The sequence below is a fragment of the Weissella sp. ESL1156 genome, assembly GCF_058505625.1.
Window position 1 is genome coordinate 1,555,530 of record NZ_CP196372.1, and the last position, 26,714, is coordinate 1,582,243.

At 38.9% G+C, this 26,714-nt stretch carries 18 protein-coding genes, 3 tRNA genes, 3 rRNA genes and 1 pseudogene; 21 read left to right on the forward strand and 4 right to left on the reverse strand.

Annotated features, from left to right (window positions below; translation table 11 throughout):
- Positions 1-115 precede the first annotated feature (115 nt).
- The 12 genes from ACSKY2_RS07970 (at position 116) to ACSKY2_RS08025 (ending at position 13,456) form a co-directional block, all read left to right on the forward strand.
- Positions 116-3,031, forward strand: a 23S ribosomal RNA gene (locus ACSKY2_RS07970).
- 74 nt (positions 3,032-3,105) lie between these two features.
- A 5S ribosomal RNA gene (gene rrf, locus ACSKY2_RS07975) occupies positions 3,106-3,222 on the forward strand.
- Between the two features lie 5 nt (positions 3,223-3,227).
- Positions 3,228-3,300 (forward strand) — tRNA-Asn (locus ACSKY2_RS07980).
- A gap of 5 nt (positions 3,301-3,305) precedes the next feature.
- A tRNA-Thr gene (locus ACSKY2_RS07985) sits at positions 3,306-3,378 on the forward strand.
- A gap of 386 nt (positions 3,379-3,764) precedes the next feature.
- The gene (locus tag ACSKY2_RS07990; RefSeq protein ID WP_489877384.1) at positions 3,765-5,174 is read left to right on the forward strand and encodes an MFS transporter; all 1,410 of its coding nucleotides are present in this window, start codon (positions 3,765-3,767) and stop codon (positions 5,172-5,174) included.
- Between the two features lie 219 nt (positions 5,175-5,393).
- Positions 5,394-6,944 (forward strand): Ppx/GppA phosphatase family protein, encoded by a 1,551-nt coding sequence (locus ACSKY2_RS07995; RefSeq protein ID WP_489877385.1) that lies wholly within the window; start codon positions 5,394-5,396, stop codon positions 6,942-6,944.
- Positions 6,931-9,057 carry an RNA degradosome polyphosphate kinase gene (locus ACSKY2_RS08000; RefSeq protein WP_489877386.1) on the forward strand — a complete coding sequence of 709 codons (2,127 nt, stop codon included), beginning with the start codon at positions 6,931-6,933 and terminating at the stop codon, positions 9,055-9,057. The genes ACSKY2_RS07995 and ACSKY2_RS08000 overlap by 14 nt, the downstream gene beginning before the upstream one ends.
- Before the next feature lie 46 nt (positions 9,058-9,103).
- Positions 9,104-10,072 (forward strand): exopolyphosphatase, encoded by a 969-nt coding sequence (ppx, locus tag ACSKY2_RS08005; RefSeq protein ID WP_489840335.1) that lies wholly within the window; start codon positions 9,104-9,106, stop codon positions 10,070-10,072.
- 79 nt (positions 10,073-10,151) lie between these two features.
- On the forward strand, positions 10,152-12,740 hold the full coding sequence (locus tag ACSKY2_RS08010) for an efflux RND transporter permease subunit (RefSeq protein ID WP_489877387.1): 2,589 nt from the start codon (positions 10,152-10,154) through the stop codon (positions 12,738-12,740).
- A 134-nt stretch (positions 12,741-12,874) separates the two neighbouring features.
- A 5S ribosomal RNA gene (gene rrf / locus ACSKY2_RS08015) occupies positions 12,875-12,991 on the forward strand.
- Positions 12,992-12,998: 7 nt separating this feature from the next.
- Positions 12,999-13,071: transfer RNA gene (locus ACSKY2_RS08020), tRNA-Asn, on the forward strand.
- A gap of 58 nt (positions 13,072-13,129) precedes the next feature.
- Positions 13,130-13,456 (forward strand): hypothetical protein, encoded by a 327-nt coding sequence (locus tag ACSKY2_RS08025; protein ID WP_489840333.1) that lies wholly within the window; start codon positions 13,130-13,132, stop codon positions 13,454-13,456.
- Positions 13,457-13,648: 192 nt separating this feature from the next.
- Here the strand turns inward: ACSKY2_RS08025 and ACSKY2_RS08030 are convergent, their stop codons facing one another.
- A complete protein-coding gene (locus tag ACSKY2_RS08030; RefSeq protein ID WP_489878245.1) occupies positions 13,649-14,170 on the reverse strand; it encodes a LysR substrate-binding domain-containing protein in 522 nt (173 codons plus the stop codon).
- Between ACSKY2_RS08030 and maeA the strand changes: the two are divergent.
- Both maeA and ACSKY2_RS08040 read left to right on the forward strand, forming a co-directional pair.
- A pseudogene (gene maeA, locus ACSKY2_RS08035) lies at positions 14,169-15,707 on the forward strand (oxaloacetate-decarboxylating malate dehydrogenase). The gene ACSKY2_RS08030 and the pseudogene maeA overlap by 2 nt on opposite strands.
- A 66-nt stretch (positions 15,708-15,773) precedes the next feature.
- Positions 15,774-16,730, forward strand: coding sequence for an AEC family transporter (locus ACSKY2_RS08040; protein WP_489877388.1), 957 nt, complete (start codon positions 15,774-15,776; stop codon positions 16,728-16,730).
- A gap of 131 nt (positions 16,731-16,861) precedes the next feature.
- Here the strand turns inward: ACSKY2_RS08040 and ACSKY2_RS08045 are convergent, their stop codons facing one another.
- A complete protein-coding gene (locus tag ACSKY2_RS08045) occupies positions 16,862-17,215 on the reverse strand; it encodes an iron-sulfur cluster biosynthesis family protein (protein WP_489840329.1) in 354 nt (117 codons plus the stop codon).
- Positions 17,216-17,288: 73 nt separating this feature from the next.
- Here ACSKY2_RS08045 and ACSKY2_RS08050 point away from each other — a divergent pair, with 73 nt between their 5' ends.
- Both ACSKY2_RS08050 and ACSKY2_RS08055 read left to right on the forward strand, forming a co-directional pair.
- Positions 17,289-17,540, forward strand: a complete 252-nt coding sequence (locus tag ACSKY2_RS08050) for a GlsB/YeaQ/YmgE family stress response membrane protein (protein WP_489840328.1) — start codon at positions 17,289-17,291, stop codon at positions 17,538-17,540.
- A 15-nt stretch (positions 17,541-17,555) separates the two neighbouring features.
- Positions 17,556-18,212, forward strand: coding sequence for a hypothetical protein (locus tag ACSKY2_RS08055; RefSeq protein ID WP_489877389.1), 657 nt, complete (start codon positions 17,556-17,558; stop codon positions 18,210-18,212).
- A gap of 114 nt (positions 18,213-18,326) precedes the next feature.
- On the opposite strand, the gene ACSKY2_RS08060 is transcribed toward ACSKY2_RS08055, so the two are convergent.
- A complete protein-coding gene (locus tag ACSKY2_RS08060; RefSeq protein WP_489877390.1) occupies positions 18,327-19,169 on the reverse strand; it encodes a MurR/RpiR family transcriptional regulator in 843 nt (280 codons plus the stop codon).
- A 154-nt stretch (positions 19,170-19,323) separates the two neighbouring features.
- Between ACSKY2_RS08060 and gnd the strand changes: the two genes are divergently transcribed.
- From gnd to tyrS, 3 genes are all read left to right on the forward strand, one after another.
- Entirely contained in the window at positions 19,324-20,232 is a 909-nt protein-coding gene (gene gnd / locus ACSKY2_RS08065) for a phosphogluconate dehydrogenase (NAD(+)-dependent, decarboxylating) (protein WP_489840325.1), read from the forward strand.
- Between the two features lie 117 nt (positions 20,233-20,349).
- A complete protein-coding gene (locus tag ACSKY2_RS08070) occupies positions 20,350-21,051 on the forward strand; it encodes an FGGY family carbohydrate kinase (RefSeq protein ID WP_489877391.1) in 702 nt (233 codons plus the stop codon).
- A 598-nt stretch (positions 21,052-21,649) separates the two neighbouring features.
- On the forward strand, positions 21,650-22,909 hold the full coding sequence (gene tyrS, locus ACSKY2_RS08075; protein WP_489877392.1) for a tyrosine--tRNA ligase: 1,260 nt from the start codon (positions 21,650-21,652) through the stop codon (positions 22,907-22,909).
- A gap of 106 nt (positions 22,910-23,015) precedes the next feature.
- Here tyrS and ACSKY2_RS08080 read toward each other — a convergent pair whose 3' ends face one another.
- Positions 23,016-23,954, reverse strand: coding sequence for a VanZ family protein (locus tag ACSKY2_RS08080; protein WP_489877393.1), 939 nt, complete (start codon positions 23,952-23,954; stop codon positions 23,016-23,018).
- A 156-nt stretch (positions 23,955-24,110) separates the two neighbouring features.
- Here ACSKY2_RS08080 and ACSKY2_RS08085 point away from each other — a divergent pair, with 156 nt between their 5' ends.
- Together ACSKY2_RS08085 and ACSKY2_RS08090 are read left to right on the forward strand one after the other, a co-directional pair.
- On the forward strand, positions 24,111-25,145 hold the full coding sequence (locus tag ACSKY2_RS08085) for a branched-chain amino acid aminotransferase (protein WP_489840318.1): 1,035 nt from the start codon (positions 24,111-24,113) through the stop codon (positions 25,143-25,145).
- Positions 25,146-25,525: 380 nt separating this feature from the next.
- The gene (locus ACSKY2_RS08090; protein ID WP_489877394.1) at positions 25,526-26,614 is read left to right on the forward strand and encodes a PTS sugar transporter subunit IIC; all 1,089 of its coding nucleotides are present in this window, start codon (positions 25,526-25,528) and stop codon (positions 26,612-26,614) included.
- Positions 26,615-26,714 lie beyond the last annotated feature (100 nt).

Genomic DNA, 26,714 nt, shown 5'->3' on the forward strand with positions numbered 1-26,714 from the left:
TAAATTGAGCCGAAAAAATACACCGCGTAATTTTTTGAGTTTTTTAAATCAGTTTAAAATCGCTTGTGACCATTGAGTCACAATACTCAAACGAAATCATCAACGAGAGTTGATCGGTTAAGTTATTAAGGGCGCATGGTGAATGCCTTGGCACTAGGAGCCGATGAAGGACGGGACTAACACCGATATGCCTCGGGGAGCTGTAAGTAAGCTATGATCCGGGGATTTCCGAATGGGGGAACCCAACTTGTGATGCAAGTTATCGTTCAATGAATACATAGTTGAACGAAGGTAGACGTTGTGAACTGAAACATCTCATTAGCAACAGGAGAAGAAAGAAAAATCGATTCCGTCAGTAGCGGCGAGCGAACGCGGAGAAGCCCAAACCAGTGTGCTTGCACACTGGGGTTGTAGGACTACCGTTGTGGAGTTACAAATTTGTTTATTAGCAGAAGCAGCTGGGAAGCTGAGCGAAACAGGGTGATAGCCCCGTATGCGAAAGTAAGCAAACTCCCGTGTAGGATCCTGAGTACGGCCGGACACGTGAAATCCGGTCGGAAACTGCGAGGACCATCTCGTAAGGCTAAATACTCCCTAGTGACCGATAGTGAACCAGTACCGTGAGGGAAAGGTGAAAAGCACCCCGGAAGGGGAGTGAAAAAGTTCCTGAAACCATGTGCCTACAACAAGTTAGAGCCCGTTAATGGGTGATAGCGTGCCTTTTGTAGAATGAACCGGCGAGTTACGATAACATGCAAGGTTAAGGTGGAAAGACCGGAGCCGTAGCGAAAGCGAGTCTGAAATGGGCGTTCGAGTATGTTGTTGTAGACCCGAAACCAGGTGACCTACCCATGTCCAGGGTGAAGGTGCGGTAAAACGCACTGGAGGCCCGAACCCGTACATGTTGAAAAATGTTGGGATGAGGTGTGGGTAGCGGTGAAATTCCAATCGAACTTGGAGATAGCTGGTTCTCTCCGAAATAGCTTTAGGGCTAGCCTCGGAAGATAGCGTGTTGGAGGTAGAGCACTGTTTTGGTGCGGGGCCCATCTCGGGTTACTAAATTAAGATAAACTCCGAATGCCAATCACGTATGTCCGGGAGTCAGACAGTGAGTGATAAGATCCATTGTCGAAAGGGGAACAGCCCAGATCGTCAGTTAAGGTCCCTAAGTGTGTGTTAAGTGGAAAAGGATGTGAAGTTGCATAGACAACTAGGATGTTGGCTCAGAAGCAGCCACCATTTAAAGAGTGCGTAATAGCTCACTAGTCGAGTGATTCTGCGCCGAAAATGTACCGGGGCTAAACACACCACCGAAACTACGGGTGCCACATCAGTGGCGCGATAGGAGAGCGTTCTAAGGGCGATGAAGTCAGACCGTGAGGACTGGTGGAGCGCTTAGAAGTGAGAATGCCGGTATGAGTAGCGAAAGACAGGTGAGAATCCTGTCCACCGTATGACTAAGGTTTCCTGGGGAAGGCTCGTCCTCCCAGGGTTAGTCGGGACCTAAGGCGAGGCCGAAAGGCGTAGTCGATGGCTAACAGGTTGAGATTCCTGTACCAGGTGAACATGTTTGAACAATGGAGGGACGCAGAAGGCTAACAGAACCCAGCAGTTGGAAAAGCTGGGTCAAGCAATAAGTCTGAGAGTGAGTCAAATGCTTGCTGTCATAAGGACAAGTTGTGATGAGGACCGAAATCAAGTAGGGAAGTTTGTGATGTCACGCTGCCGAGAAAAGCTTCTAGTTAGTGTTTACCTGCCCGTACCGCAAACCGACACAGGTAGTCGAGGAGAGCATCCTAAGGTGAGCGAGTGAACTCTCGTTAAGGAACTCGGCAAAATGACCCCGTAACTTCGGGAGAAGGGGTGCTCAGCGCAAGCTGAGCCGCAGTGAATAGGCCCAGGCGACTGTTTATCAAAAACACAGGTTTCTGCAAAATCGTAAGATGACGTATAGGGGCTGACGCCTGCCCGGTGCTGGAAGGTTAAAAGGAGTGCTTAGCTTCGGCGAAGGTACGAATTGAAGCCCCAGTAAACGGCGGCCGTAACTATAACGGTCCTAAGGTAGCGAAATTCCTTGTCGGGTAAGTTCCGACCCGCACGAAAGGCGTAACGATCTGGGCGCTGTCTCAACGAGAGACTCGGTGAAATTTAAAGACCCGTGAAGATGCGGGTTACCCGCGACAGGACGGAAAGACCCCATGGAGCTTTACTGTAGCTTGATATTGAGTGTTTGTGCAGCTTGTACAGCATAGGTAGGAGCCGTAGAAATCGGGACGCTAGTTTCGATGGAGGCAAACGTGGGATACTACCCTCGTTGTATGAACACTCTAACTCACACCACTAAGCGTGGTGGAAGACAGTGTCTGGCAGGCAGTTTGACTGGGGCGGTCGCCTCCTAAAAGGTAACGGAGGCGCCCAAAGGTTCCCTCAGAATGGTTGGAAATCATTCGCAGAGTGTAAAGGCACAAGGGAGCTTGACTGTGAGACTTACCAGTCGAGCAGGTACGAAAGTAGGGCTTAGTGATCCGGTGGTTCCGCATGGAAGGGCCATCGCTCAACGGACAAAAGCTACCCTGGGGATAACAGGCTTATCTCCCCCAAGAGTCCACATCGACGGGGAGGTTTGGCACCTCGATGTCGGCTCATCGCATCCTGGGGCTGTAGTCGGTCCCAAGGGTTGGGCTGTTCGCCCATTAAAGCGGTACGCGAGCTGGGTTCAGAACGTCGTGAGACAGTTCGGTCCCTATCCGTCGCGGGCGTAGGAAATTTGAGAGGAGCTGCCCTTAGTACGAGAGGACCGGGGTGGACGTACCACTGGTGTATCAGTTGTTCCGCCAGGAGCATCGCTGAGTAGCTATGTACGGATGAGATAAACGCTGAAAGCATCTAAGTGTGAAACTCGCCTCGAGATGAGATTTCCCATTCAGTAATGAAGTAAGACCCCTCAAAGATGATGAGGTAGATAGGCTAGAAGTGGACGTGCGGTGACGCATGGAGCGGACTAGTACTAATGGTTCGAGGACTTAACCAAGTAGCAAGTGGTGTAAGGCAAAAAAGCAATTATGATTCAGTTTTGAGGGAACTAAGTTCACTCAATTAGAAACGTGTCGTGATGATGGCACTGAGGTCACACCTGTTCCCATACCGAACACAGCAGTTAAGCTCAGTTACGCCGAAAGTAGTTGGAGGATCGCCTCCTGCGAGGATAGGACATTGCGATGCATCATTCCGAATTAGCTCAGTTGGTAGAGCACACGACTGTTAATCGTGCTGTCGTCGGTTCGAGCCCGACATTCGGAGTAATTGCCGACTTAGCTCAGTTGGTAGAGCAACGGTATCGTAAACCGTAGGTCGAGGGTTCGAATCCCCCAGTCGGCATGCGTTCACTCTTACAACCCTTGGTATTAAGGTGTTTGTAAGAGTATTTTTTGTTTTGTAGCACTTTTGTGGCACAACTAAAAAAGCAAATATCTAGCCAATAAAAAATTATATATGCTATAGTCTCCAATTAATGGCGGGCAGAAAATTATATTATTTTCTCTGTCCATCAATGGGGGACTTTTTATATACCAAAAAAAATAATATAATCAAATAATAATAAATGATAATGATTTAAAATATTGTGAACCACTTGCATAGCGCTGCCATTAACGATAAAAATTTGTTATTTTTTTATGAAAGATGTAGGATAGTTTATTGTAAAATGCTTTTTGCATAAAATATTTATTTATAATCTATAAAATAATTAGGAAGGATGTTAACTTATGGATACGCAAACCGTTAGTAAACAGGCAAAATGCGCAATCGCTGCTGCTGCCTTACTTTCTTTTTTAGGAATCTTAGTAGAAACGTCATTAAATGTTACTTTTCCGATGCTAACACAAGAATTTTCAGTTTCACTTGGAACGATGCAGTTGGTAACTTCAGGTTACTTATTGATGGTAACAATCATCATGAGTACAACGGGCTTTTTAAACAAACGATTTCATGCACGTACTTTATTTACAACAGCAATTATTTTTAATATTATCGGTACGGCAATGTGCGCTTTAGCAGGAACGTTTACAATGTTGTTTTTAGGCAGACTTTTGCAGGCAGTTTCTACAGGAATTTCAACACCCTTGATGTATCGTTTAGTACTTGCTTTAGTACCGCAAAGTCAGCGAGGGCTTTATATGGGAACGGCAGGAATGATTATTTCTTTAGCACCTGCTTTAGGTCCAGCTTATGGGGGAACATTAGCAGCCTTTTGGTCTTGGCGAGGTATTTTTGTGATTGCTTTAGTCATGCTGATATTTGCTGCTATTTTAGGAGAAAAATATATTCGGCTTGAAGCTGAAAAGACAGATCAAAAATTTGATTGGTTGGGTGTTATCTTATTAACAATCACTTTTGCTAGTTTAAGTACGGCATTTTCTAATGCTGGTAATAAGGGCTTTCATACACCGAGTTTTATCTGGTTATTAGTGTTGTTTATTGTTGCCGCCGTTTTACTAACGCTTCATTTACGACAATCAACACGAAAAATTTTGAATTTTGAGCTATTAAAAAATCCGTTGATTAGCTTACGCTGGCTTAACTTTTTTATTTTACAGTTTATCAATATTGGCATATCATTTGTTATACCAATTTTTGCTGAGGATACGTTACACGTCAGTGCGTTTGTTGCGGGGTTAATTGTGTTACCAGGGGCATTATTTGGTGCAGCTATTTCACCGTTTGCAGGAAAAATGTTTGATAGACAAGGTGCAACTAAACCACTCTTGATTTCAAGTATTTCTTTGCTTTTTGGAACAGGCTTATTTTTCTTAACAACATCATATGCAACAGCAATTTCGATAACATTGATCTATGTGTTGTTACGTGGTGGGTTTAATATGGGCTTTAGTAATTCAATGTCTGATGCAAGTTTGCAAGTGACCAATGCGCAAAATGCTGATTTGAATTCCTTATTTAATACGTTCCAACAATATGCCGGTTCATTTGGGACGAGCGTTTTGTCCGCAATCATTGCGACACAGCAAATGAAAAATGGGCACCTTGCGCAATTAACAATACAAGGAAGTCGTTTGGATTATGGTATTTTATTTGTTTTGGTCCTTGTTAGTTTGGGAACAGTAATTATTGCTTGGTACTATCAGCAAAAAAAAGTTGATAAGATTGGCCAACTATAAAAAATTGTGAGACTGATAATGCAACACATGCTGTGTGATACATTATCAGTTTTTTTATAGCCATAAAATGTTTGGTAGCGATTGATGCCAATAAACAGAGAAAGTAAGTAAATGCTTAATTTAGAGTAATTTAAAAGATGAAGCTTGAGAATTTATTGTATACTAACATATAAGAATGATAGTTAAACAAGAAAAATGAAAAATTGGGGAGATTTTTACATGGCTCAAAAATACTTTGGCGTAATGATAGTCAACGTAACGGGGGTTGAGTTGCTAATCGTTAATTTGAAAACGCATAAATCTCTTGAAAAAGTAAATAAAGAAATTAATTTAGGTGATGATGTGTATCACTATCATCCGGTGCGCTTTGAATCAGTTAATAAAATTGTTGAGGCATTAACTGGATTCATTCAAATTTTACGTGATTATGGTGTTGAAAATTATCAATTATGGGGTAGCCAAGCCTTATCACAAGCGCTAAATGCTGATTTTATGGCTGATCAGTTCTTTCTACATACGGGTATCGAAATAGGTTGGCTTTCAATGAGTGATGAAGCGTATTATCGAAACCAAAATGTTTCATTGGCGTTAGCAAATAATCAGGCAGATAGTCAAGGTATTGTTTATTTGGTGGGAATTACTTCCGGGAATACATCAATTACACGATTTGATGATGGTCATTTTGTGACATCGACGAATTTTGCTTTAGGCCCAATTAAGATCGCAGAAGACTTACAAAGTTTACGGCAATCTGCACCAAGTTCTTTTAGTGTACTTAATGATTATATTGATAGTAAACTCAAAGACTTTGATATTGGTAGTCTGGCAAATTTAATATCAAAAAATCATGAGACAAAAATTATTTTATTAGGCACTTCACCGATTAAAAAAATGGTTAGTCAGTATGAGCATCATCATTTAATTGATGCTTTACCAGTGACGATATTTAATGAAATGATTGATGACATTGTCGATGCATCAGATCAATATTTGATTGATCAATTAAATGTTAACGAAGACGTGATACCACTTATTTTGCCTGAATTATTATTGATTAAGCGCATAACGCAATTGACTGGTGCAAAAGAATTACGGTTCTCTGATGCGGGTGTTGTTGATGGTATTGTCAATGACGAAGAAGTTGCGCTAGGCTTTTCAAAACACGATTTTACACATCAAACAATTACGATGGCAATTAATGTGGCAAATCATTATCATGTGGAACCGATTCATCGTGATTTAGTGACAAAGTTTGCACTGCATCTATTTAATCAATTAAAGCCTTTACATCGTTTTGGAAAAAGAGAACGACTATTATTAGAAGTGGCAGCTATTTTGCATGATGTTGGTAATTATATTGGCGTTCATTCGCATTATGTTCATTCAGAATATATTATCCGGCATTCAGACATTATTGGCCTATCACAAACGGAATTGGAAATTATTGCTGCAATTGCCAGATATCACAGTGCAACGACACCCAGTGAAGATTTAAGTCATTTTAGTCGTATATCTGCAGAAAATAGACGATTAATTTCTAAATTGGCTGCAATTCTTCGATTAGCTGATGCGCTAGATGATGATCGGCAACAAAAAATTAAAAAGATTTCAGTATCGATTAAGAATCAAAGTGTGATCATTTCTGCGTATAGTCACGATAATTTAGCTTATGAGAATTGGATATTTCAATCAAAGAGTCAATTTTTCCAAGAAACCTACGGCCGAAAAGCAATTATAAAGCAAAGGAGGGTCAGTCATGACAAAAATTGATTTTGAAAATTCAAATTTTTATACCAATCGGGAATTAAGTTGGTTAGACTTTAATGATCGCGTGCTAGAAGAAGCACGTAATAAAAATAACCCACTATTAGAGCGATTAAAATTTCTCGGTATTACGCAAAGTAATATGGATGAATTTGTTATGGTTCGTGTGGCTTCACTGACTAAGTTGATTGAAGTAAAATGGGATGGTCGGGATGCATCTGGTTTATCAGCTGAGGAACAACTCAAGGCAGTTAACAATAAAGCTCATGAACAATTAGTAAAGCAATATGTGACATTGAATCGAATTTTATTGCCAGCAATTAAACAAGCAGGAATTAATTTACAACAAGTTAATGATTTAAATGATGAGCAGTTTCAGTTTATTAAGGGGTATTTTCATGATGAGTTGTATCCGGTGCTCACACCAATGGCAGATGACACATCCCATCCTTTTCCATTTATTAGTAATGATACAATTAACTTATCATTACGTTTAAGTAAAAAAGGCAGTGATAAATCATTGTATGCTACGTTACAAATACCTAGCATTTTTCCAAGAGTGGTTAAGTTGCCAGCAGCTGATAATGATTTTATTTTATTAGAGGATATTGTGAAACGTTTTGTTGAACAGTTATTTATCAACTATGAAATTCATGAGATGACGACTTTCCGTGTGATTCGTGATATGGATCTAGATGTTGCTGAAGAAGATACTTCAGATCTGTTGAAGGAAGTACAACAACAATTAAAGTTACGAGCTCATGGGAAAGTGATCCGTTTGGAAGTTGATTCAGATATTAGTAAAAAGCTACGGAAACGTTTAGTTCGCGAACTAAAAACAGATGAAGATTCTGTCTATGAGGTTAATGGCCCTGTGGATCTGAACTTTCTTGGTAAACTGGCAAGTGCAGTTACCGGTCGTGATGAATTAAGATATCCGCCATTTAAAGCTTATCAAGATGAGGCACTCGATCATAATCATAATATTTTTGAAGCAATCCAAAAAGCAGATCGGTTAATGCAACATCCATATGATAAATTTGATTCTGTGGTTGAATTTATTCGTCAAGCCTCGATTGATCAGGATGTGTTGGCGATTAAAATGACACTCTATCGTGTTTCAGGTAATTCACCGATTATTAAATATTTGGGACGGGCTGCTCAGAATGGAAAACAAGTCACTGTGTTAGTTGAGGTAAAGGCACGATTTGATGAGGAAAATAATGTGCATTGGGCGCGGCAACTTGAACGGATGGGATGTCACGTCATTTATGGTCTAGTTGGCTTGAAAACGCATTCTAAGTTATCATTAGTGGTACGTCGCGAGGAAAGTGGCATTCAGCGATACGTGCACTTAGGGACAGGAAACTATAATGATATAACTGCTCATTTTTATACTGATATTGGGTTGTTAACAGCTAATAATAATATTGGTATTGATGTAACAAATATCTTTAACATGTTATCAGGTTATTCAAAACCACCCTATTTTCATAAATTGCATATTTCACCAAAAGGTATTCGTGAATTTATTATTGATAAACTAGATCAAGCGATTCGTTATGCAAAAATTGGGCGACCAGTTCAGATAAAAATGAAGATGAATTCTCTATCTGATCAAGAAATGATTGCCAAAATGTATGAAGCCTCACATGCGGGCGTCACGATTAATCTTATTATTCGCGGTATTTGTTGTTTGAAGCCAGGTATTAAAAATGTGAGTGAAAATATTAGTGTTCATTCCATTGTGGGGCGTTTCCTAGAGCATAGCCGTATTTATATTTTCGAATTTGATGGTGAGAAACAAGTATACTTATCATCTGCTGATTTAATGACTAGAAACTTAAATCGACGTGTTGAACAACTATTTCCAGTCGAACAACCAGTATTAGCAGAGCGCGTTCTAGCAATTTATCAAACAATGTGGGATGATAATGTGAAAACCCGTGTGTTAGATGTAGACGGTCATTATAAACGTGTTGATCGTCGTGGGAAAGCATCACTTGATGCACAGGATTATTTTGCATCACAAGCAACGAAACGAGCTGAACAACAACAAGCAGCGATGAATAAAAAAAATCCAAACCAATTTCAACCCATGATGAGTCCTGAAAAATAATAAAATCTATTCTATGATGAATATAAGAACGCGGAAAGGAAAATGTATGGAAAACTTTGTCGTAATCGATTTAGGATCTAACTCAGTGCGCATGACAATTACCCGTATTAATGCTGATGGCACTCACGAAACAGTCACTCATATGAAAGAATTTGTACGACTTTCTGAAAATATGGGCCAAGAGAAAGTTTTACAACCAGAAGCAATTGAAAGAACACTGACAGCATTGAAATCATACAAAGAAGTCTATAAAAAACTAGATAATGTGCAAATTAAGGCAGTGGCAACAGCAGCTGTTCGACAAGCATCAAATCAGAAGGCTTTTTTGAAAAAGGTGAAGTCAGAGATTGGTATTAATTTAGAGGTTATTTCGGGAACGCAAGAAGCCTATTATGATTATATTGGTGTCAGTGAGACGCTTCCTGTGACGAATGCTATTTTGATTGATACTGGTGGTGCCAGTATTGAAATTGTGCTTGTCCAGAACGGCAAAGTCGCGCACTTGATCAGTATTCCAATAGGGTCAGTAACAATTTCATCAGATTTCGATTTAAATGATAGTATTTCAGCGACTGAACTTTTTAAGGCAACCATTGCAATTAATGAAATTTTCCAAAATATTTGGTGGCTAAAGAATGGGCTGAATTTGCCAATTATTGGGCTAGGTGGCAGTAATCGAACGCTAGCAAAAATTAATCGTCGTCGGGATCATTTATTCAACATGGAAGATGTACATGGCTATCAAATTAAGGATACACAAGTTAATAAAACTTTTGAGGATATTATTAGTTTGGATTGTGCTGCACGTAAAGAAGTACCCGGTATTAGTAAGGACCGTGCCGATATTATTGTTGGTGGTTTAGTACCGGTTATTTTCTTGATGAATTATCTTGATTCTGAAAAAATTACCTTCTCAACCAGTGGACTACGCGTGGGTATTTTATATGAACGCTTACATGATTTATTAAGAGATACGGTGGAAAATCATCCCGTAGATAATCGTGAAATGAGGTAATGATAGGATAATTAAAAATTTTTGTACATATCATTTTCATAAGTGTACAGCGTTTAAATTAGAGAAGGAGTAGGAAGGAATGACCAATTTATTTAAGAAAATTGGACAGGTTGTTCATGATCATGCCAAATTATTTTTAGCATTAATCACAATTGTGACAATCGGTTTGGCTTTTGGGTTAACAAAAATACAATTAAATACCGGTAATGGGATGTTTGTTTCAAGCAGCTCAAAATTATCGAAAGATACCAAAGTTTATCAGAAAAATTTTGGTAGTGACACGTTTATTGTTGATATTTCAGCTAAAAATAAGCAACAGGTGGTGGATGCTAAAACATTCAAAAAGGTTGCTAGTTTTATGGATGATGCAAAAGATATCAAATATATGCAATCAGCAACCAGTGTTGTTAATCTTTTGAATGCGCAATTACATGCCAATACAACAACGAGCACCATGAGTCGTTCAAGTAATACAAGTCAGTTGCAACAAGATATGATGGCTGAATTATCAACCAAGCAACAACAGGTGTTACAAACTGATTTAATGGCTATGCTTAATGATGGGCAGCAACAAAAAGTATCACAGTATACACAATCGATTCTGACTGATGCACAAAAATTGCAAATGGCTCAGGCAATGCAACAGACTGATCAACAGACGAATCAATCACAAATGTTGGCCAAGCTGTTAAATAAAACGCAGCAACAACAAGTCCAAAAATATACCATGTCGTTGTTAACGCAGCAACAACAGACACAATTGTCGCAAAAAGTTATGAGCATGTTGCCCAAAGTGCAGAATATGCATGATGCGTTGATTAAAGATTTGATTTATTCAAATAATGGGAAAATGCCAGCCCAATTGCAACAATTATTGCCACGTAACGGACAGCATTTGTTAATTTCGCTGACGACATCTGCAAAAGCTGATATGAATACCAATCAAACACAAGCTAATGCAATTAACAAGCTATTAAAAGATAATGGCTTGCAAAGTGGACGTTACAAGGCAGCCATCGCAGGTGCGCCTGCGATTGCGGGTACTGTTGGTAGTCAAATGACAAAAAGTATGATGATTATGCTGGTAGCGGCTGTTGTCATTATGATTATTATTTTGTTGCTTGTTTTCCCAGTACGTCGTCGCTTAATGCCATTATTTGTCGTTTTGATTGGTATGATTTGGACCTTTGGTTTCATGGGCTTGGCAGGTATTGATTTAACAATGGCTACTATGGCAACGCTCCCTATCTTAATTGGTTTAGGAACAGACTTCGGTGTCCAATTTGTTAATCGATATGAAGAAGAATTCCGTAAAAATGGTTATAACGCTGAAAAAGCTGTTGTGACAACGTTTGGTCATTCTGGTTCAGCGGTTGCCATTGCAACGACTGTGATGATTCTAAGCTTTTTGACGATGTTGATTTCAAAAGCACCAATGTTGAAAGGCTTTGGTCTAACCTTAGCAATCGGAGTTCTTGTTTGTTATCTTGTTGAATCGTTAACGATTTTCTCATTCTTATCGATTCGCGATGCCCATTTTGATAGCACAACCGTTAAGAATCAAACTTTGGAAAAGTCTTGGTTAAATAAACACTTGGGCCTATTATCAAGTTGGATTATGAAACATGCAACGATTGTCTTAGTCGTTGGGATTGCTTTAGGTGGCATTGGCTTTTACTTTGAGCATCAAGTCAAATTAGAAACTGATATGATGAAGATGATCCCTCAGGACTTGCCAGCGCTTAAGCAAAATAAGAAATTAGAGAAGTTGGTCGGTTCAACCACAAATCTAACTTATTTAGTTAGCGCTGATGATGTTCGTTCAAAGGCCGTTTTGCAAGAAATGACAGACTTTGCAAACAAAGAGGCGACAAAACATAAGGGGGATGTGTTAGACACCACAACGTTGGTTGACAGTTTAGGTAAGCAACAATTACAAAGTTCGCAAAAGACATTGACCCAAAGTATTAATCAAATGCCAACGATTATGAAGAGTACATTGATTAGTGAAAATCATCGTTATGCAACGATTAGTTTTAAGATCAATCCTAATTTGAATACGCAGAAAGCGTTACGATTGATGAATAGTATTACCAAAGATGCGCAACATTTGCCAAATAGTATTAAAGTTGCACCGGCGGGTTCGTCAGCCATGCTTTATGAGGGTATTCATAATATTTCAGCTAGTCGAACAACGATCATGGTCGCTGGGTTAGTGATTATCTTCCTTGTCTTATTAGTAGTTTATCGTCATTTCCATTATGCTATTTACCCATTGTTACCGATTGCGATTGTGCTAGGTCTATCACCACTAACATTGAAGTTATTGGGCATTAGTTATAATCCTGTGACGATTGCGTTAAGTTCGTTGGTACTTGGTATTGGAACTGAGTTTACAATTCTCGTATTAGAGCGTTATATTGAAGAACGGCAGCGAGGAAAAGATAATGAGGCAGCAATTAATACAGCATTAGGTTCGGTTGGACAAGCAATCACAGCTTCTGGTTTGACTGTTGTGGCGGGCTTTTCGACATTGCTGTTTGTTAACTTCCCTGTCCTAAAAGATTTTGGTTTGATCACCGTATTGGATACGGCGTATGCTTTGATTAGCACACTAACGATTTTACCAGCCATAATCTATTTATTCCGTCAACGGAAACATGAATAGTTATTTAAGAGTTTGAAAGTGTCCAGCACTTAATGGTCACTTTTAAGCTCTTTTTATATACAAAAGTATTGACAGAATGGGTATTTCGAGATAATGTAATTTACCGTAAGTTATGTACTTACAACGTCATTTTGTGTCGTGATGATGGCGCTGAGGTCACACCTGTTCCCATACCGAACACAGTAGTTAAGCTCAGTTGCGCCAAAAGTAGTTGGAGGATCGCCTCCTGCGAGAATAGGACGTTGCGATGCATATTATTCCGAATTAGCTCAGTTGGTAGAGCACACGACTGTTAATCGTGCTGTCGTCGGTTCGAGCCCGACATTCGGAGTTTAACGGTCATTCCATTGTGAATGGCTTTTTTGTACTGTAAAAGTGGGAGGGATAACATGGCATTAACGATGGCAGAACAAATTAAGCAATTAACTGTAGCGTTAAATCAAGCGCAACAAGAAGCGGAAAAATGGCAAACAGGTGCTGAAATTTATGAAGCGCAAGTGACTGAATTGCAGGAAACGATGCAATTAATGGCACAAGAAATAAAAAAAGTACGTCATGAGAATGAATTACTACGTCAAAATCAAGGTCAAGTACAAACCATGGTACCAATTAAGCAACAACAGTCTGTATCTGATCAAGAATTAGTACATTATCGTATTATTGAAGATGCCTTGATTAGTAAAATTCAACAATTAGAACAACAATTACGAAAATGACATATGATATTGATCTAAACAAAACAATGAAAGATCAATTCTGGTTTGGGACAAAAGTCGTTAGGACCAGCCCAAAAGGGCGTCAATCTATCAATTTGGTAGACTGACGCCCTTTAAACGTTTTTTCACACTCTTTTATTATGTATTATTCAATCATGCTAACTGATGTTTTTTTGTTGCAGACTTTTTTTGTTAGCTTTCTTGAAAAGCGTCTTTAATAATATCACGCACGATCATTTGATCTTGTGTCATATAGTGTTGCTTTCTAAATGCCATGTAGACATGAAATTTAGGTTGTGGTTGATCAATTAAACTAATTTTTTTCAGACCGTCTTCGTTTTTTTCCATGGCTAGTGATGTTAAAAAGGCTAAACCAACGCCTTCACGAACTAATTTTTTCATAGCGGTAATGTTATTAGTTTGGTAAACCACATGAGGCTGAATACCTGATTGGTTAGAGAAAATACGAAAAGCGTTTGGATGAACAAATTGTTCATTTAAAGAAATGAATGACTCATTGGCAAAATCTGCGAAAGTAGCAAATTTTCGTGGGTCGGTTGTTTTGGTAATAATAACAAACGGGAAATTAGCTAATTCAAAAACTTCTAAGTCAGTCAAATCAAAATTTTCAGTCGCACCGAATAATGCAATGTCAATATTTCCTTGCCGTAAAAGTGTTAATAATTTGGAACTACCAATTTTTTCCGTCTCAATTAAATGTAAAACATTCGCATTTAGTAGTTTTTTTGCGACCTTTGAAAATAAATTAGTCGGTTTACTGCCAACGAAAGTGCAATCCTTGCATGAACAAGTGGCACAAACTTATGCACAATATAACAGTAAAGTTAGTGATATTGAGAAACGATTGTTTTTGAGTCAAATTTTCAATGAAAATCGTACTTTGTTTTATGCCGTCTTGGGTGCACATTTGACTGAAATGATGCCAATTGTTTATTCACCTACTGTTGGTGAGACAATTGAACGTTATTCAGACTTGTTTGTTAATCCACAAGAGGTTGCTTTTTGGATATTCATCATCCAGAAAATATCGGTGCTAGTTTGAAAAATGCCGCTAATGGTCGTGATATCGATATGATAGTTATCACGGATGGCGAAGGTATTTTAGGTATTGGTGATTGGGGGTGTGCAAGGGGCTGACATTGTGGTCGGTAAATTGATGGTTTATACGGCTGCGGCTGGCATTGACCCACGCCGTGTTTTGCCAGTTGTGTTAGATGCTGGGACAAATCGTGAAACGCTTTTGGAAAATGATGGTTATCTTGGTAATCGTCACGAACGCATTCGTGGCAACTAATATTTTGATTTTATTGATCAATTAGTTGATGAAGCGGATCAAATTTTCCCCAACTTTTACTTACACTTTGAAGATTTTGGTCGTTCAACGGCAACTAAGTTGTTAACGCGTTACCAAAATCGTTTAGCAACGTTTAACGATGATATTCAAGGGACTAGTATTGTTGTGACAGCAGCAATATTAAGTGCATTAAAGATTTCTGGTGAAAAGTTAACTGATCAAACGTATATAACATATGGTGCTGGTTCAGCTGGGGTTGGTATTGCTAACCGTGTTTTGCAAGAATTTATTAATGCTGGTTTGACGGCAGAAGAAGCTCGTCAACACTTTTATCTTGTTGATCGTCAAGGCCTATTGTTTGATGATGATGAAAATCTGACACCTGAACAACGACCATTTGCACGTTCACGTGCGGAGTTTGATAATGATGGTGCTTTAACAACTTTGGAAGCAGTTGTTAAAGTAGTCCAACCAACGATTTTGGTTGGTACGTCTGGTCAAGCGGGTCACTTTACTGAAGCAATTGTTCGTGAAATGGCAGCACATGCGGCACATCCAATTATTTTGCCATTATCAAATCCAACCAAGTTTCACGAGGCAGTGCCAGAAGATGTTATCAACTGGTCTGATGGTCGAGCACTAGTTGTCACAGGAATGCTATTTGAACCTGTTAGTTATGAAGATGTTATTTACCATATTGGTCAAGCAAATAACGCGATTGTTTACCCTGGTATTGGATTAGGGGTGATTGCAAGTAAAGCTAGTCGACTAACTGAAAACATGTTGTCAGCTTCAGCTACAGCGTTGGGTGAGTTAGTTGATACTAGTCAGGCTGGTAGTGCCATTTTGCCATCATTTGAGAAGCTATCTGAAATTTCAACGGCGGTTGCACAAGCAGTTGCACAAGCTGCCATTGACGACGGTGTTGCCCAATAACAAGGCGATGCCAAAACATTAGTTGAACAATATCAATGGCACCCAGTTTATGGGGAGGACTAAAGCATGAATGCGATAGCAACCTCGCTAAATAGTATCATTAAAATTATTTTTGTTGTTTTGATTGGTATTTATTTACGTAAGAAAGATCATTTTCACGATGTTTTTAAAAAAGATTTGGAATTTTTAATTGTTAATATTGCTTTGCCAATTTCAGTATTTGTTGGGATTCAAGAAAACTTAACACGTAAATTACTAGGTACTTTTGGTATGAGTGTTTTGTTTGTTGCCTTGGCCTTCTTTGTACTTTACATTCTGAGTTTTATTGCAAATAAAGTATTCAGAATTCGTGTCGGTCGTCGTGGTATTATGATAAATACGTTTACTAACAACAATGTTATTTTTATCGGGTTACCATTAACCTTAGCTATCTTCGGTGAAAAAGCAATGCCTTATTATTTGGTATATTATTTGGTTAATACGGTTTCTACCTGGGCCATTGGTATTTTCTTTATTCAAAATGATACGAAGGAAAAAGCAGCAGAATCTTCGTTCAATTGGAAGAAGCTATTGCCAGCACCCGTGTTGGGTTTCTTAGTTGGTATTATTTGGTTGTTGATTGGCTTACCATTACCAGAATTAGCAGATTCAAGTTTGAATATGATTGGTGGTTTGGTGACACCATTAGCTTTGTTATACTTAGGTATTATTATTGCCGATGCAGGGCTTAGTTCATTAAAAATTGAGCGTGATACAATTATTGCTTTGTTGGCTCGTTTTGTCATTGGACCTGCTGTGATATTTATAATGTTAAAATTAGTACAACAAACGCCCTTCGCTTTGGCTAATTTAGGCGTCAAAGTTATTTTCTTAATGTCAGGTATGCCTGCCTTAACAGCGATGGCATTATTAGTTGGTCAAGCCAAAGGTGATACAAAATATGCAAGTAATGTGATTACTATCTCAACGTTACTGATAATTATTTTAGTACCAATTTATTTGGCGATTGCTAACATGATTTAAGTCATAAAAATGAGCATGCAGTCAAAATAACGCTGTTTAAACAATTAAAAAACAGGAAGTTATCCACATAAAATGGGTAACCTCCTGTTTTTTAAGTTGCGGACGTCAATAAAAGTCCTAACATTATATCATTATCTTGTTGGTTGTAAATTGCGCAAAGTAACACTAGGGTCTAGCATACCAGCATCGCTAGACAAGCTATATCGTAGGTAACGATCAACATCTAGTTTCAGTTCATTGTCCAATTGTTCTGTTGTATAATCTTTAATATAGACAGGACCTAAGTTACTATCAATTGTTTCGTTGAAATCATTAGATAGATCGTTTACTTGGCAAAGTACTAAGTTAAAAGCAACATCAAATGTGCAAGTTGCGGCATTTGAAAAAGGGCCAACACCATCGTCTAAGTCTAGTGCAATGCGGGTGTCTGCTGTTAATAAGGGTGAAATCCGTTGTTTAGCGGTATCTGAAAATGTTAAATACATGATATTGTCCTCCCTGTTTTTGTCATTGTAACATAGGTAGTTAATTATTAAAAGTAAGTAAGGAGAATAAAGCATGTTTCATTTTATTTGGGTATTAATTATTGGTGCAGTAATCGGTGCAATTGCAGGCGCAGTCACAAAGCGTGGTGGCTCAATGGGTTGGATTGCGAATATTGTTGCTGGGTTAGTTGGCTCTTGGTTAGGTGAGAAGGTGTTTGGCGAATGGGGGCCACATCTTGCAGGGATGGCTATTATCCCATCAATTATTGGTGCTGTGATTATTGTGATTATTGTCTCTTGGTTGTTGAATCGATCAGATCGCTAGTTAAAGGGGAAAGTTTTGGTAAAACAAGGACATTATGCGGGCACAAGTACTAATAAAAAACGACGTCAATTTAAACAACGCGCACAACAACAGACAGATGCTAACATGGCGATGGCTGATGTTGGTGATTTCTTGCAGGGACGGTTTGTCTTAACTCAACAATCATCATCTAACTTGGTTAATGAAACGATGCAACGTTTTTTGTCAGAGTGGTGTCAGCAATTAGGCAACGCAACTGAAAATAATTTGGATGTCACGCAACTAACAACGCAGACGATCACAAAAATTGCGACGAAGGTACCTTGGCAGTTTTATGCATTAATTGTTGGTCAGTGGCCAAAATTTTACCATTTTTTGAATAAAGAGGTACCAGCAGTGCCAACGAAGGAACGCTTGTTGTTAACACATCAAGTGGTTGATATTGCAAAGCTTGTTGCACAACAATTGGCTATTAATTGGTATTTGATGCGTTTTGACAATGCCGGTCAATTAGCAACTGTGACGAATGAGAATATTCAGCAGTTGGCAAAATCATTTTTCACTAAAAATCAAATTAATTGGCAAAATGTGATGACCGTTTATTCAACGACACCGTTCAAAGTGCACACAACGGATACAGCAACAGGTAACTGGTTACGATCTCTCAATGAATTAACACCAAAACAATTATAAAAGATTTAAAGGGTTAGGACATCAGTTGTTATAAACAGATGAAAAGGCGTCAATCTATCAATTGGTAGATTGACGCCTTTAAACGTCTTTTGTCACACTATATTTTAAATAAAATTATTCACGACTATCTTCAATCGTTGCACGGATATTATCAACAACAGCTTGCGTTTCATCACCTAATTGCACACCCACCAAGGTAAATAGGCTATCCATAATGGTTAGTTGCGCAATTAATGATGACATTGATTCACTACGAATATTAACTTCCTCTGCAGCACTTGCCAAAGTCAATGAAGCCAATTTTGCTAATTCTGATTTTGGATGGCCGGTGATGGCGATAATCTTAACATTATTCATGCGTAAACGACGTGCAATATTTAGCGTGCCATGATTGCGACCTGAGTGAGAAATAACAATGGCCACATCATTTTCATTCATATGGACGGCTTGCATTAACTGCACATCATAATCAGGATGTTGCTCGATATGTAGGGGTGTTCTTAAAAATTTATGATAGCCATTCAAAGCAACGATAGAAGAGCCACCAATACCAAATAACCCAACATGTTGGGCTTGGATCAACCAGTCAGTTGCGATAGCCCAATCATTGGATTTCACGAGATTTAACGTTGCTTCCAGTGCATTTTCAGCACCACTAAATACTTTGCGGACAATGTTGTCTTGTGTATCTGTTTGATCAATCTCACCAAAAAAACTATTTTCCGTTGTCGGAGCACTTGCTAGACTCAATGAAAATTCACGAAATGAGCTAAAGCCAACACGCTTAACAAAACGCGAAATGGTGGCCGTTGATAGACCAACGGCGTTTGCTAATTCTTGAATAGTTAATGAACGGATTTCATTGGAATTTTTTAATATAAACGTTGCGATTTTATTATCTGAACCAGTCAACTGGTCACGCATCGACCGAATTCGAGCAAAACCTGATTGTGCCATAATATCTCCTTAACAAATTTTAGGGTGTTCCCAAAATGAAACAACCTAAAATAGCTTATGAAAACATTTTACAACAAAAAACTTGCAATGTGAAAAACTTTTGCATTATAATAATGGAGTAGAAAAAAAACACAAGAAATAAAGGGGTACACACATGAAGTTCGCAATGATCGGCCTTGGTAAGATGGGCTTGAACTTGGTAAAGAATGCCGTTGATAACGGTCATGAAGTGGTTGCTTATGATTTGAGTGCAGATTCAGTTAAAGAAGCTGATTCATATTCAGATGCTGTTACTGGTGTTACTGATTTAGATGATATGCTAGCAGCTTTGCCATCACCAAAGGTTGTTTGGGTAATGGTACCAGCTGGTAAGCCAACTAACTCAACGATTGATACGTTGATTGAAAAGATGTCTGCAGGAGATATCATCATTGATGGTGGTAACTCAAACTACAAGGACAATTTGGAGCAAAATAAGCGCACAACTGCTGCCGGTATTAAGTTCTTTGATGCTGGTACTTCAGGTGGTATGTCAGGTGCTCGTAACGGTGGAAACTTCATGATCGGTGGTGATGATGCCGAGGCCTGGAAGACAATCGAGCCATTATTTGAAGGTATTGCTGAAAAAGATGGTTACCTATATACCGGTGAATTAGGTTCAGGTCACTACTTGAAGATGGTTCACAATGGTATCGAATATGGTATGATGCAATCTATCGCTGAAGGTTTTGAAGTTTTGGAAGCTTCTCAATACGATTACGATTACGAGGCTGTTGCTAAGTTATGGAACCATGGTTCAGTTATTCGTTCATGGTTGATGGAATTGGCTGAAGAGCAATTCTCAAAGGATCCTAAGCTTGATAAGATTTCAGGTGTGATGCACTCATCTGGTGAAGGTAAGTGGACAATTGAAGAAGCATTGGACTTGCAAGTACCAGCACCAGTTATCGCTTTGTCATTGATGATGCGTTACCGTTCATTACAAGAAGATACATTTACTGGTAAGGTTGTATCAGCTTTGCGTAATGGTTTTGGTGGTCATGCAATGGATGCTGCTAAGTAATTTTTACTTAGTACGATCAACAAATATTTTAATTGTGAAAGTACACCCAGCGGGAAACTGTTGGGTGTTTTTGTTTGTCTAGCGTATAATAGGTAATATTAACCTAGAGGAGTCATTATGAAATATACACTAAATATTGATGTTTCGATGCTGGCAATTCAGACGACATTGATTGATGAAAATAACACCTGTCAACAAGCCAAGTGGCAAGTACCAGTAGAAACGAATTATGCAACGATCACACCAAAAAAAGTATTTCACCAAGTACTTGAAGTGCTAAAGCAAATTGGGGCAACAGTGCATGCAAATACAAATGATGACATACAAACGATTAATTTTTCTGAAATTGTGGTTGATGGGTTAATACCATTAGATAAAGATTTTGTATCACTAACCCCGGTTATTTATGGTACGGATACAAAAAAATATGTTGATGCATTGACAATGAATGGCGTGACGGGTCAGTTACAACGTAAAATGGGTTTGCCACTTATGGATACGACACCATTAATTTTAATTTTATGGCTAAAAAATGAACGACCTGATATTTATGAACAAGCCATGCACTACATGAGTTTACAAAGTTATTTGATGTATCGTTTATTCAATATTAATGTGACTTCACGGGCATATGCAGCACGCACAGGATTGTATAATTTCGTTGCTGATGAATGGGATGCACAAGCTTTAGCATTGGCGGGATTAAAAACGGACCATTTGCCAGAAGTAACCAAGTTGACGACACATTCATTACGATTATCAGATGAAATAATAAAGCAAACAGGAATTAGCGGTGATACAATATTTCACTTGAAATAAAATATGCTATAATAATATTGTTGTCGGGGATGCAGTTGGTCAAGGAGTGATGTCCTAGGATCGCCTTTGTGGAGGGTGCAATTCCCTGCTGTCCGATAATGGTTTTATTGAGGTTGTGAAGGAACCTCAATAAGGCGGAAGGAGTTCTAAGACGGGATTCTTAGAACAAAAGGGGATTGTTAATGGGGTGGTGCCCGTTAACATGATATGGTGAAAACGTATAAGCAGTACGTGGTGGTCTGCTTATACAAAGAGAGATCTGCACTCATTTAGTGAGAGAGGTCTCTTTTCTTTTGTTCTAAAATAAACCAGTCATGATAAATTGTGCTATAATCGTTTTATCATGTTAGACATTAGTAGATGAATTGGTGGACAATGAGAGAATTAGTGGTTGCTGTGAACTAATCAAACCAATTATTGAATTACAGTCAGAAAACGACATGGTCGTTTATCTTGCGATATAAGATAGTTGAGTGGTCACAATCAGTGACAATTTAGGTGGTACCGCGTTTAATGCGCCCTAATCAAGAAAAATTTTCTTGGTTAGGGCGCTTTTTAATTTTGTAACAAATACATAAATAATTTGGAGGTAGAATAAATGGTAGTAGATATAATCAATGAATTGACTTGGCGTGGTGCGATTAACCAAGTGACAGACGAAGCAGGTTTACGTGAATTAGTTAGTAAAGAATCGATTGGGTTATACGCTGGTATTGATCCAACGGGTGATTCAATGCATATTGGTCATTTAATTCCTTTTATGATTTTGAAACGCTTCCAACTAGTTGGTCATAAGCCAGTTATTGTTGTAGGTGGCGGTACTGGGTCAATTGGTGATCCGTCTGGAAAGAAGTCAGAGCGAAAATTATTATCACAAGCAGATGTGGCAGCGAATGTTGAAAAGATTCGTGCCCAAATGGTGAAACTATTTGGTGAAAATGGCTTTACAATCGTAAACAATTATGACTGGCTTGGTAAGATGTCACTGTTAGAAATGTTACGTGATTATGGTAAACTATTCTCAATTAACACCATGTTAGCAAAGGATGTTGTGGCTTCACGATTAGAAGCTGGTATTTCATTTACTGAATTTACTTACCAAATTTTGCAAGCGATTGATTTCTATGAATTATACAAGCGTGAGCATGTCCGTCTACAAATTGGTGGTTCTGATCAATGGGGTAATATTACTAATGGCGTTGATTTAATTCATAAATTAATTGCAAGTGATGCACCAGCCTTTGGATTAACGGTACCACTGCTATTGAAATCAGATGGTACAAAGTTTGGTAAGACCGAAGGTGGTGCTGTTTGGCTAGATCCTGAAAAGACGACCCCATTTGAATTCTACCAATTCTGGCTAAATACAGCAGATGCTGACGTTGAAAAGATGTTGAAGTTCTTTACGTTCTTAACACAAGAAGAAATTAATGATTTAGTCGCTGAATTGTCAGAAAATGCAGCAGCTCGTCACGCACAGCGGCGTTTGGCCCAAGAAGTGACAACATTTGTGCATGGTGAAGAAGCGATGCATACTGCCGAAGTCATGACGGATGTGTTATTTGGTAATGCGGACGTTGCGACATTATCAACTGATGAAGTCGCTGTACTTGCTGGTAATGTACCAACTTTTGAAATCCAAAATGCTGAGATTGGGCTATTAGATTTGATTGTGGCAGCCGGTCTAGAAAAGTCAAAAACAGCAGCTCGGCGTTCTGTTAAGGATGGAGCTGTGCGCATCAATGGTGTCCAACTGAAGGATGAAGATGCTGTTATCAATCCTGCTGACAAGTATGATGGTAAGTATGTTATTATCAAGCGCGGTAAGAAGAAGTGGGCTGTTGCGGTTGTCAAATAGAACGAATGAGTCGGATTACAATCTTTTGTGATATTTTTAAGGGACCTGCAATGCAACCAATATTAACTTGGTATATTGCAGATCCCTTTTATTATTATCTTGATATTTAAACGATTTGAATTAACATGGTCATCCAAGAAGGCAAGAGTACGTTAATAAAACCAATGACAGATAGGTGACGTATGATAGTACGCCAATTTTGTTGGTGATGTGTCTGGGTAACAACTTTAACGAGTCTTTGCCCAAGTGTTTTCGAAGTTAAAGCCGGCACTATTCCCCAAATGATGATGTTTGCTACAAAATTGATTAGCATCAAGTGATTAGGGAAAACTGCTAAACAAACCAGACAGATGATGAGATTTAATGCGACATCTAGGACAAAAGCAATCACACGGCGAATCAAGGTGAAACTATCTTGTTGACTAATTGTGACACGATTCATACGTTCTTGAGAAGGGAATACCTTTCCAAGAATGGGTGCGCATGCCCAACCGATAATGCCACCAAGTGTATTGAGGATCAAATCGTCTACATCAAATAAACGGTAAGGACGAGCATAAATGTGATAAAGGCCTGTTAATTGCGTCAATTCGAAGAAACTCGTCAATAAGAAAGTAAATAATAATGTTTTTTTGAATGACTGTTTGTAATAGACACGCAGGTAAAGACCAAAAGGAATTGTTAATAAGATATTCAGCAAGACTTGTGTCACAGTAGAATCAAGTAAACCGGCCAGTAAACTGCCACCATTCATCATGGGATTACTTTTGATAAATGATTTAAATATGTTCAAGGGATCAAGATTCATTGTCGGATAATTAATGGCAATGAGATGTTGTATGCGTTGAGCTGTTGGCAAAGGTAAATTGACTACAAAAAATGCGCTGGTTAAGTAGAAGACAAAACTAACGGTCATTAATGTATGCCAAGCAGTGACAACACCGTAACGATGGTATTGTATTAACATAAATGGTAAATAGAGTACTAGGCAAATGATTGGGAATACGATGATGGCATCTAAGATCGGTTCTTCAAAAATACTCATGACAGGAGACCTCCTTGTTTAATTTTTGGTAATTGCTAGTGATTAGTGATTCATTGTAACGATGATTCTTAAAAAATAAATTAAGATGCTCTTGACAAACATCTCATAATATTCTAATAATTGATTACCGAATTGCAAGAGGGGGATTTATTTATAATGAGTAAAACAAAAGTATCCGATCTAGATTGGGATAATCTAGGATTTGTTTATCATGATTTACCTTATCGTTATCGTGCAGAGTATCATGATGGTGCTTGGCAACCAGGTCAGTTAGTGACTGACAGTGATTTAGGTATCAGTGAGGCTGCTGTTGGTCTACATTATGGTCAACAAGTGTTTGAAGGATTGAAGGCTTATCGACGTCAAGATGGTGGGGTTAATATTTTCCGTCCAGATCGTAATGCTGCGCGTATGGCTAATTCAGCAGAACGTTTATTAATGGCTGGTTATCCGGAAGATTTATTTGTACAAGCAATTAAGGATGTTGTGAAAGCAAATCAAGAATTTGTGCCACCTTATGAATCAGGTGGGACATTGTATATTCGACCACTACTAGTTGCATCGACACCGGATATTGGGGTTCATCCAGGTGATGATTATATCTTTAATATTTTTGTGACACCAGTTGGTGCATACTATCCTGGTGGCTTAACACCAACAGCCTATGTGACGAGTGACTTTGACCGTGCTGCTCATGGTGGTACTGGTCAAGCTAAGGTTGGTGGTAATTATGCCGCTTCAATGTTACCAGGTGAGCAAGCTCACAAGGCAGGCTTTTCAGATGTGGTTTACCTAGACCCACGGTTGCATGAGAATATTGAAGAATTAGGATCAGCTAATTTCTTTGGTATTACTAAAGATGGTCGTTTTTTGACGCCAAAATCACCATCCATTTTGCCATCAGTGACAAAATATTCATTGTTACAATTAGCGGAAGAAATGGGTTTGCAGCCTGAGGAAACAACAATTAGTATCAATGATTTGGATCAATTTGCCGAAGCTGGTGCCATGGGGACAGCCGCAGTTATTTCACCGGTTGGTTCAATTACACATCATGGTAAAAAGCATGTTTTTTATTCAGAAACAGCAGTTGGACCAAAGACGCAAGCATTATATGATCGTCTGGTTGCTATTCAATATGGTGACGAAAAGGGCCCTGAAGGTTGGGTTGTTGACGTCCCATTGGACTAATCGCAAGAAACTTTTAAACAGTAGTCTATTGATTTATTGATAGGCTGCTGTTTTTATTAGATTATGAATATAAAATTAAAATTAAATTAAAGAAAAGTGTTGACATTCAAATTTTTAGGTGCATAATAAAAGACATCAAATAAAAACGGAGACAAACATGATGACAAAGACAATGATGAACAACATGAACAATGCGTTATTACGCGGCTTAATTTTAGACTTGATTATTATCAACTAAAATGGTCGTGCAATTTGTGTCGGCCTAAGAAAAAAGGCCGACTAGTTTATCACTGAATTGTTATTCGTGAACCGCTAGTTAGGGATTTTCTAACTAGCGGTTTTTTGTATCTTCAGTCCCAAAAGAAAAAGGAGTAGGTGTTATGACCCAAGAACAAGAGCAGGAAAAGAAGTTGACAGCGAAGGATTATGTATTCCTTGTATCACAAGGTGTTTCAAATACGGTGTTGGTATTTTTAGGCATTGGATTGTTGGTTAATACGGTAGGAACTGCAGTACATTGGGATGCATTGGTTCAAGTTGGTAACATTGCACAAAAGTTGCTGGCCCCTGCTTTGGGAATGGCGATTGCTGTGATGATGCGTACATCAACATTGGTAATTGGTGCAACAATGATTGCTTCAACGGTTGGTGCAAATAGTGTTTACTTTACATCTGGTGTTGCTGCTCATACGATGACAGCAACAGGGTGGGAAGCTGCTCAAGCTGCTGGATCACAGATTATGACGTCTGGTCAACCTGTGTCAGCCGTCTTGGCTGGTCTTGTTGCAGCGTTGCTTGGTAAGTGGATGACGGGTAAAACCCCGTTGGACATGGTTTTGGTACCGTTTGCGGTAACCATGGTTGGTTCAATTGCTGGTCTTGGTTTGGCATCTGTTACAACACCAGCTCTAAACTGGGTGAGTGGTGCACTAGGACACACAATGCAAGTTAATCCAGTTCTTGGTTCATTGGTTGTCTCATTCGCATGGTTCGTTTTCTTGATGACGCCCGCTTCATCAGCTGCCTTGGCAATTGCCGTCCAGCTTGATCCGATGTCTTCAGGAGCCGCTTTGATTGGAACAACTGTTGCATTCGTTTCATTCACTGCGATGTCATTTAATCAAAACACAATTGGTGGAAATATCGCACAAGGTTTGGTGACACCAAAAGTGCAATTTGCTAACTTGTTAAAGCGTCCAATTCTAGCAGTTGGACCAGCAGTTATTGCCATGGTAACAGCTGTTGTCGCTGTTGTTGGTTTCGGATTCAAAGTGCCTTACACGCTTGCTGGTCTGGGACTAAATTCATTGATTGCACCACTTTGGTTGCTTGCTCATAACGTACAAGGCTTGGTTTTGCTAGGTATCTTTGGTGTTGCAATTCCAGCTGTTCTGGCATGGTTCTACTACCGTTTCCTACGTGTCATCGGTCAAACACGTGTACAGGATCTACGTTTGCGTGAAGTTTAATTTATCATTAACTTGTCAAATAAACATGAATCGTTCATACTCAAAGCAAAGAGAGCTATCTTGACGCAACCATTGATAGTTGTTAAACTTACTATAAATA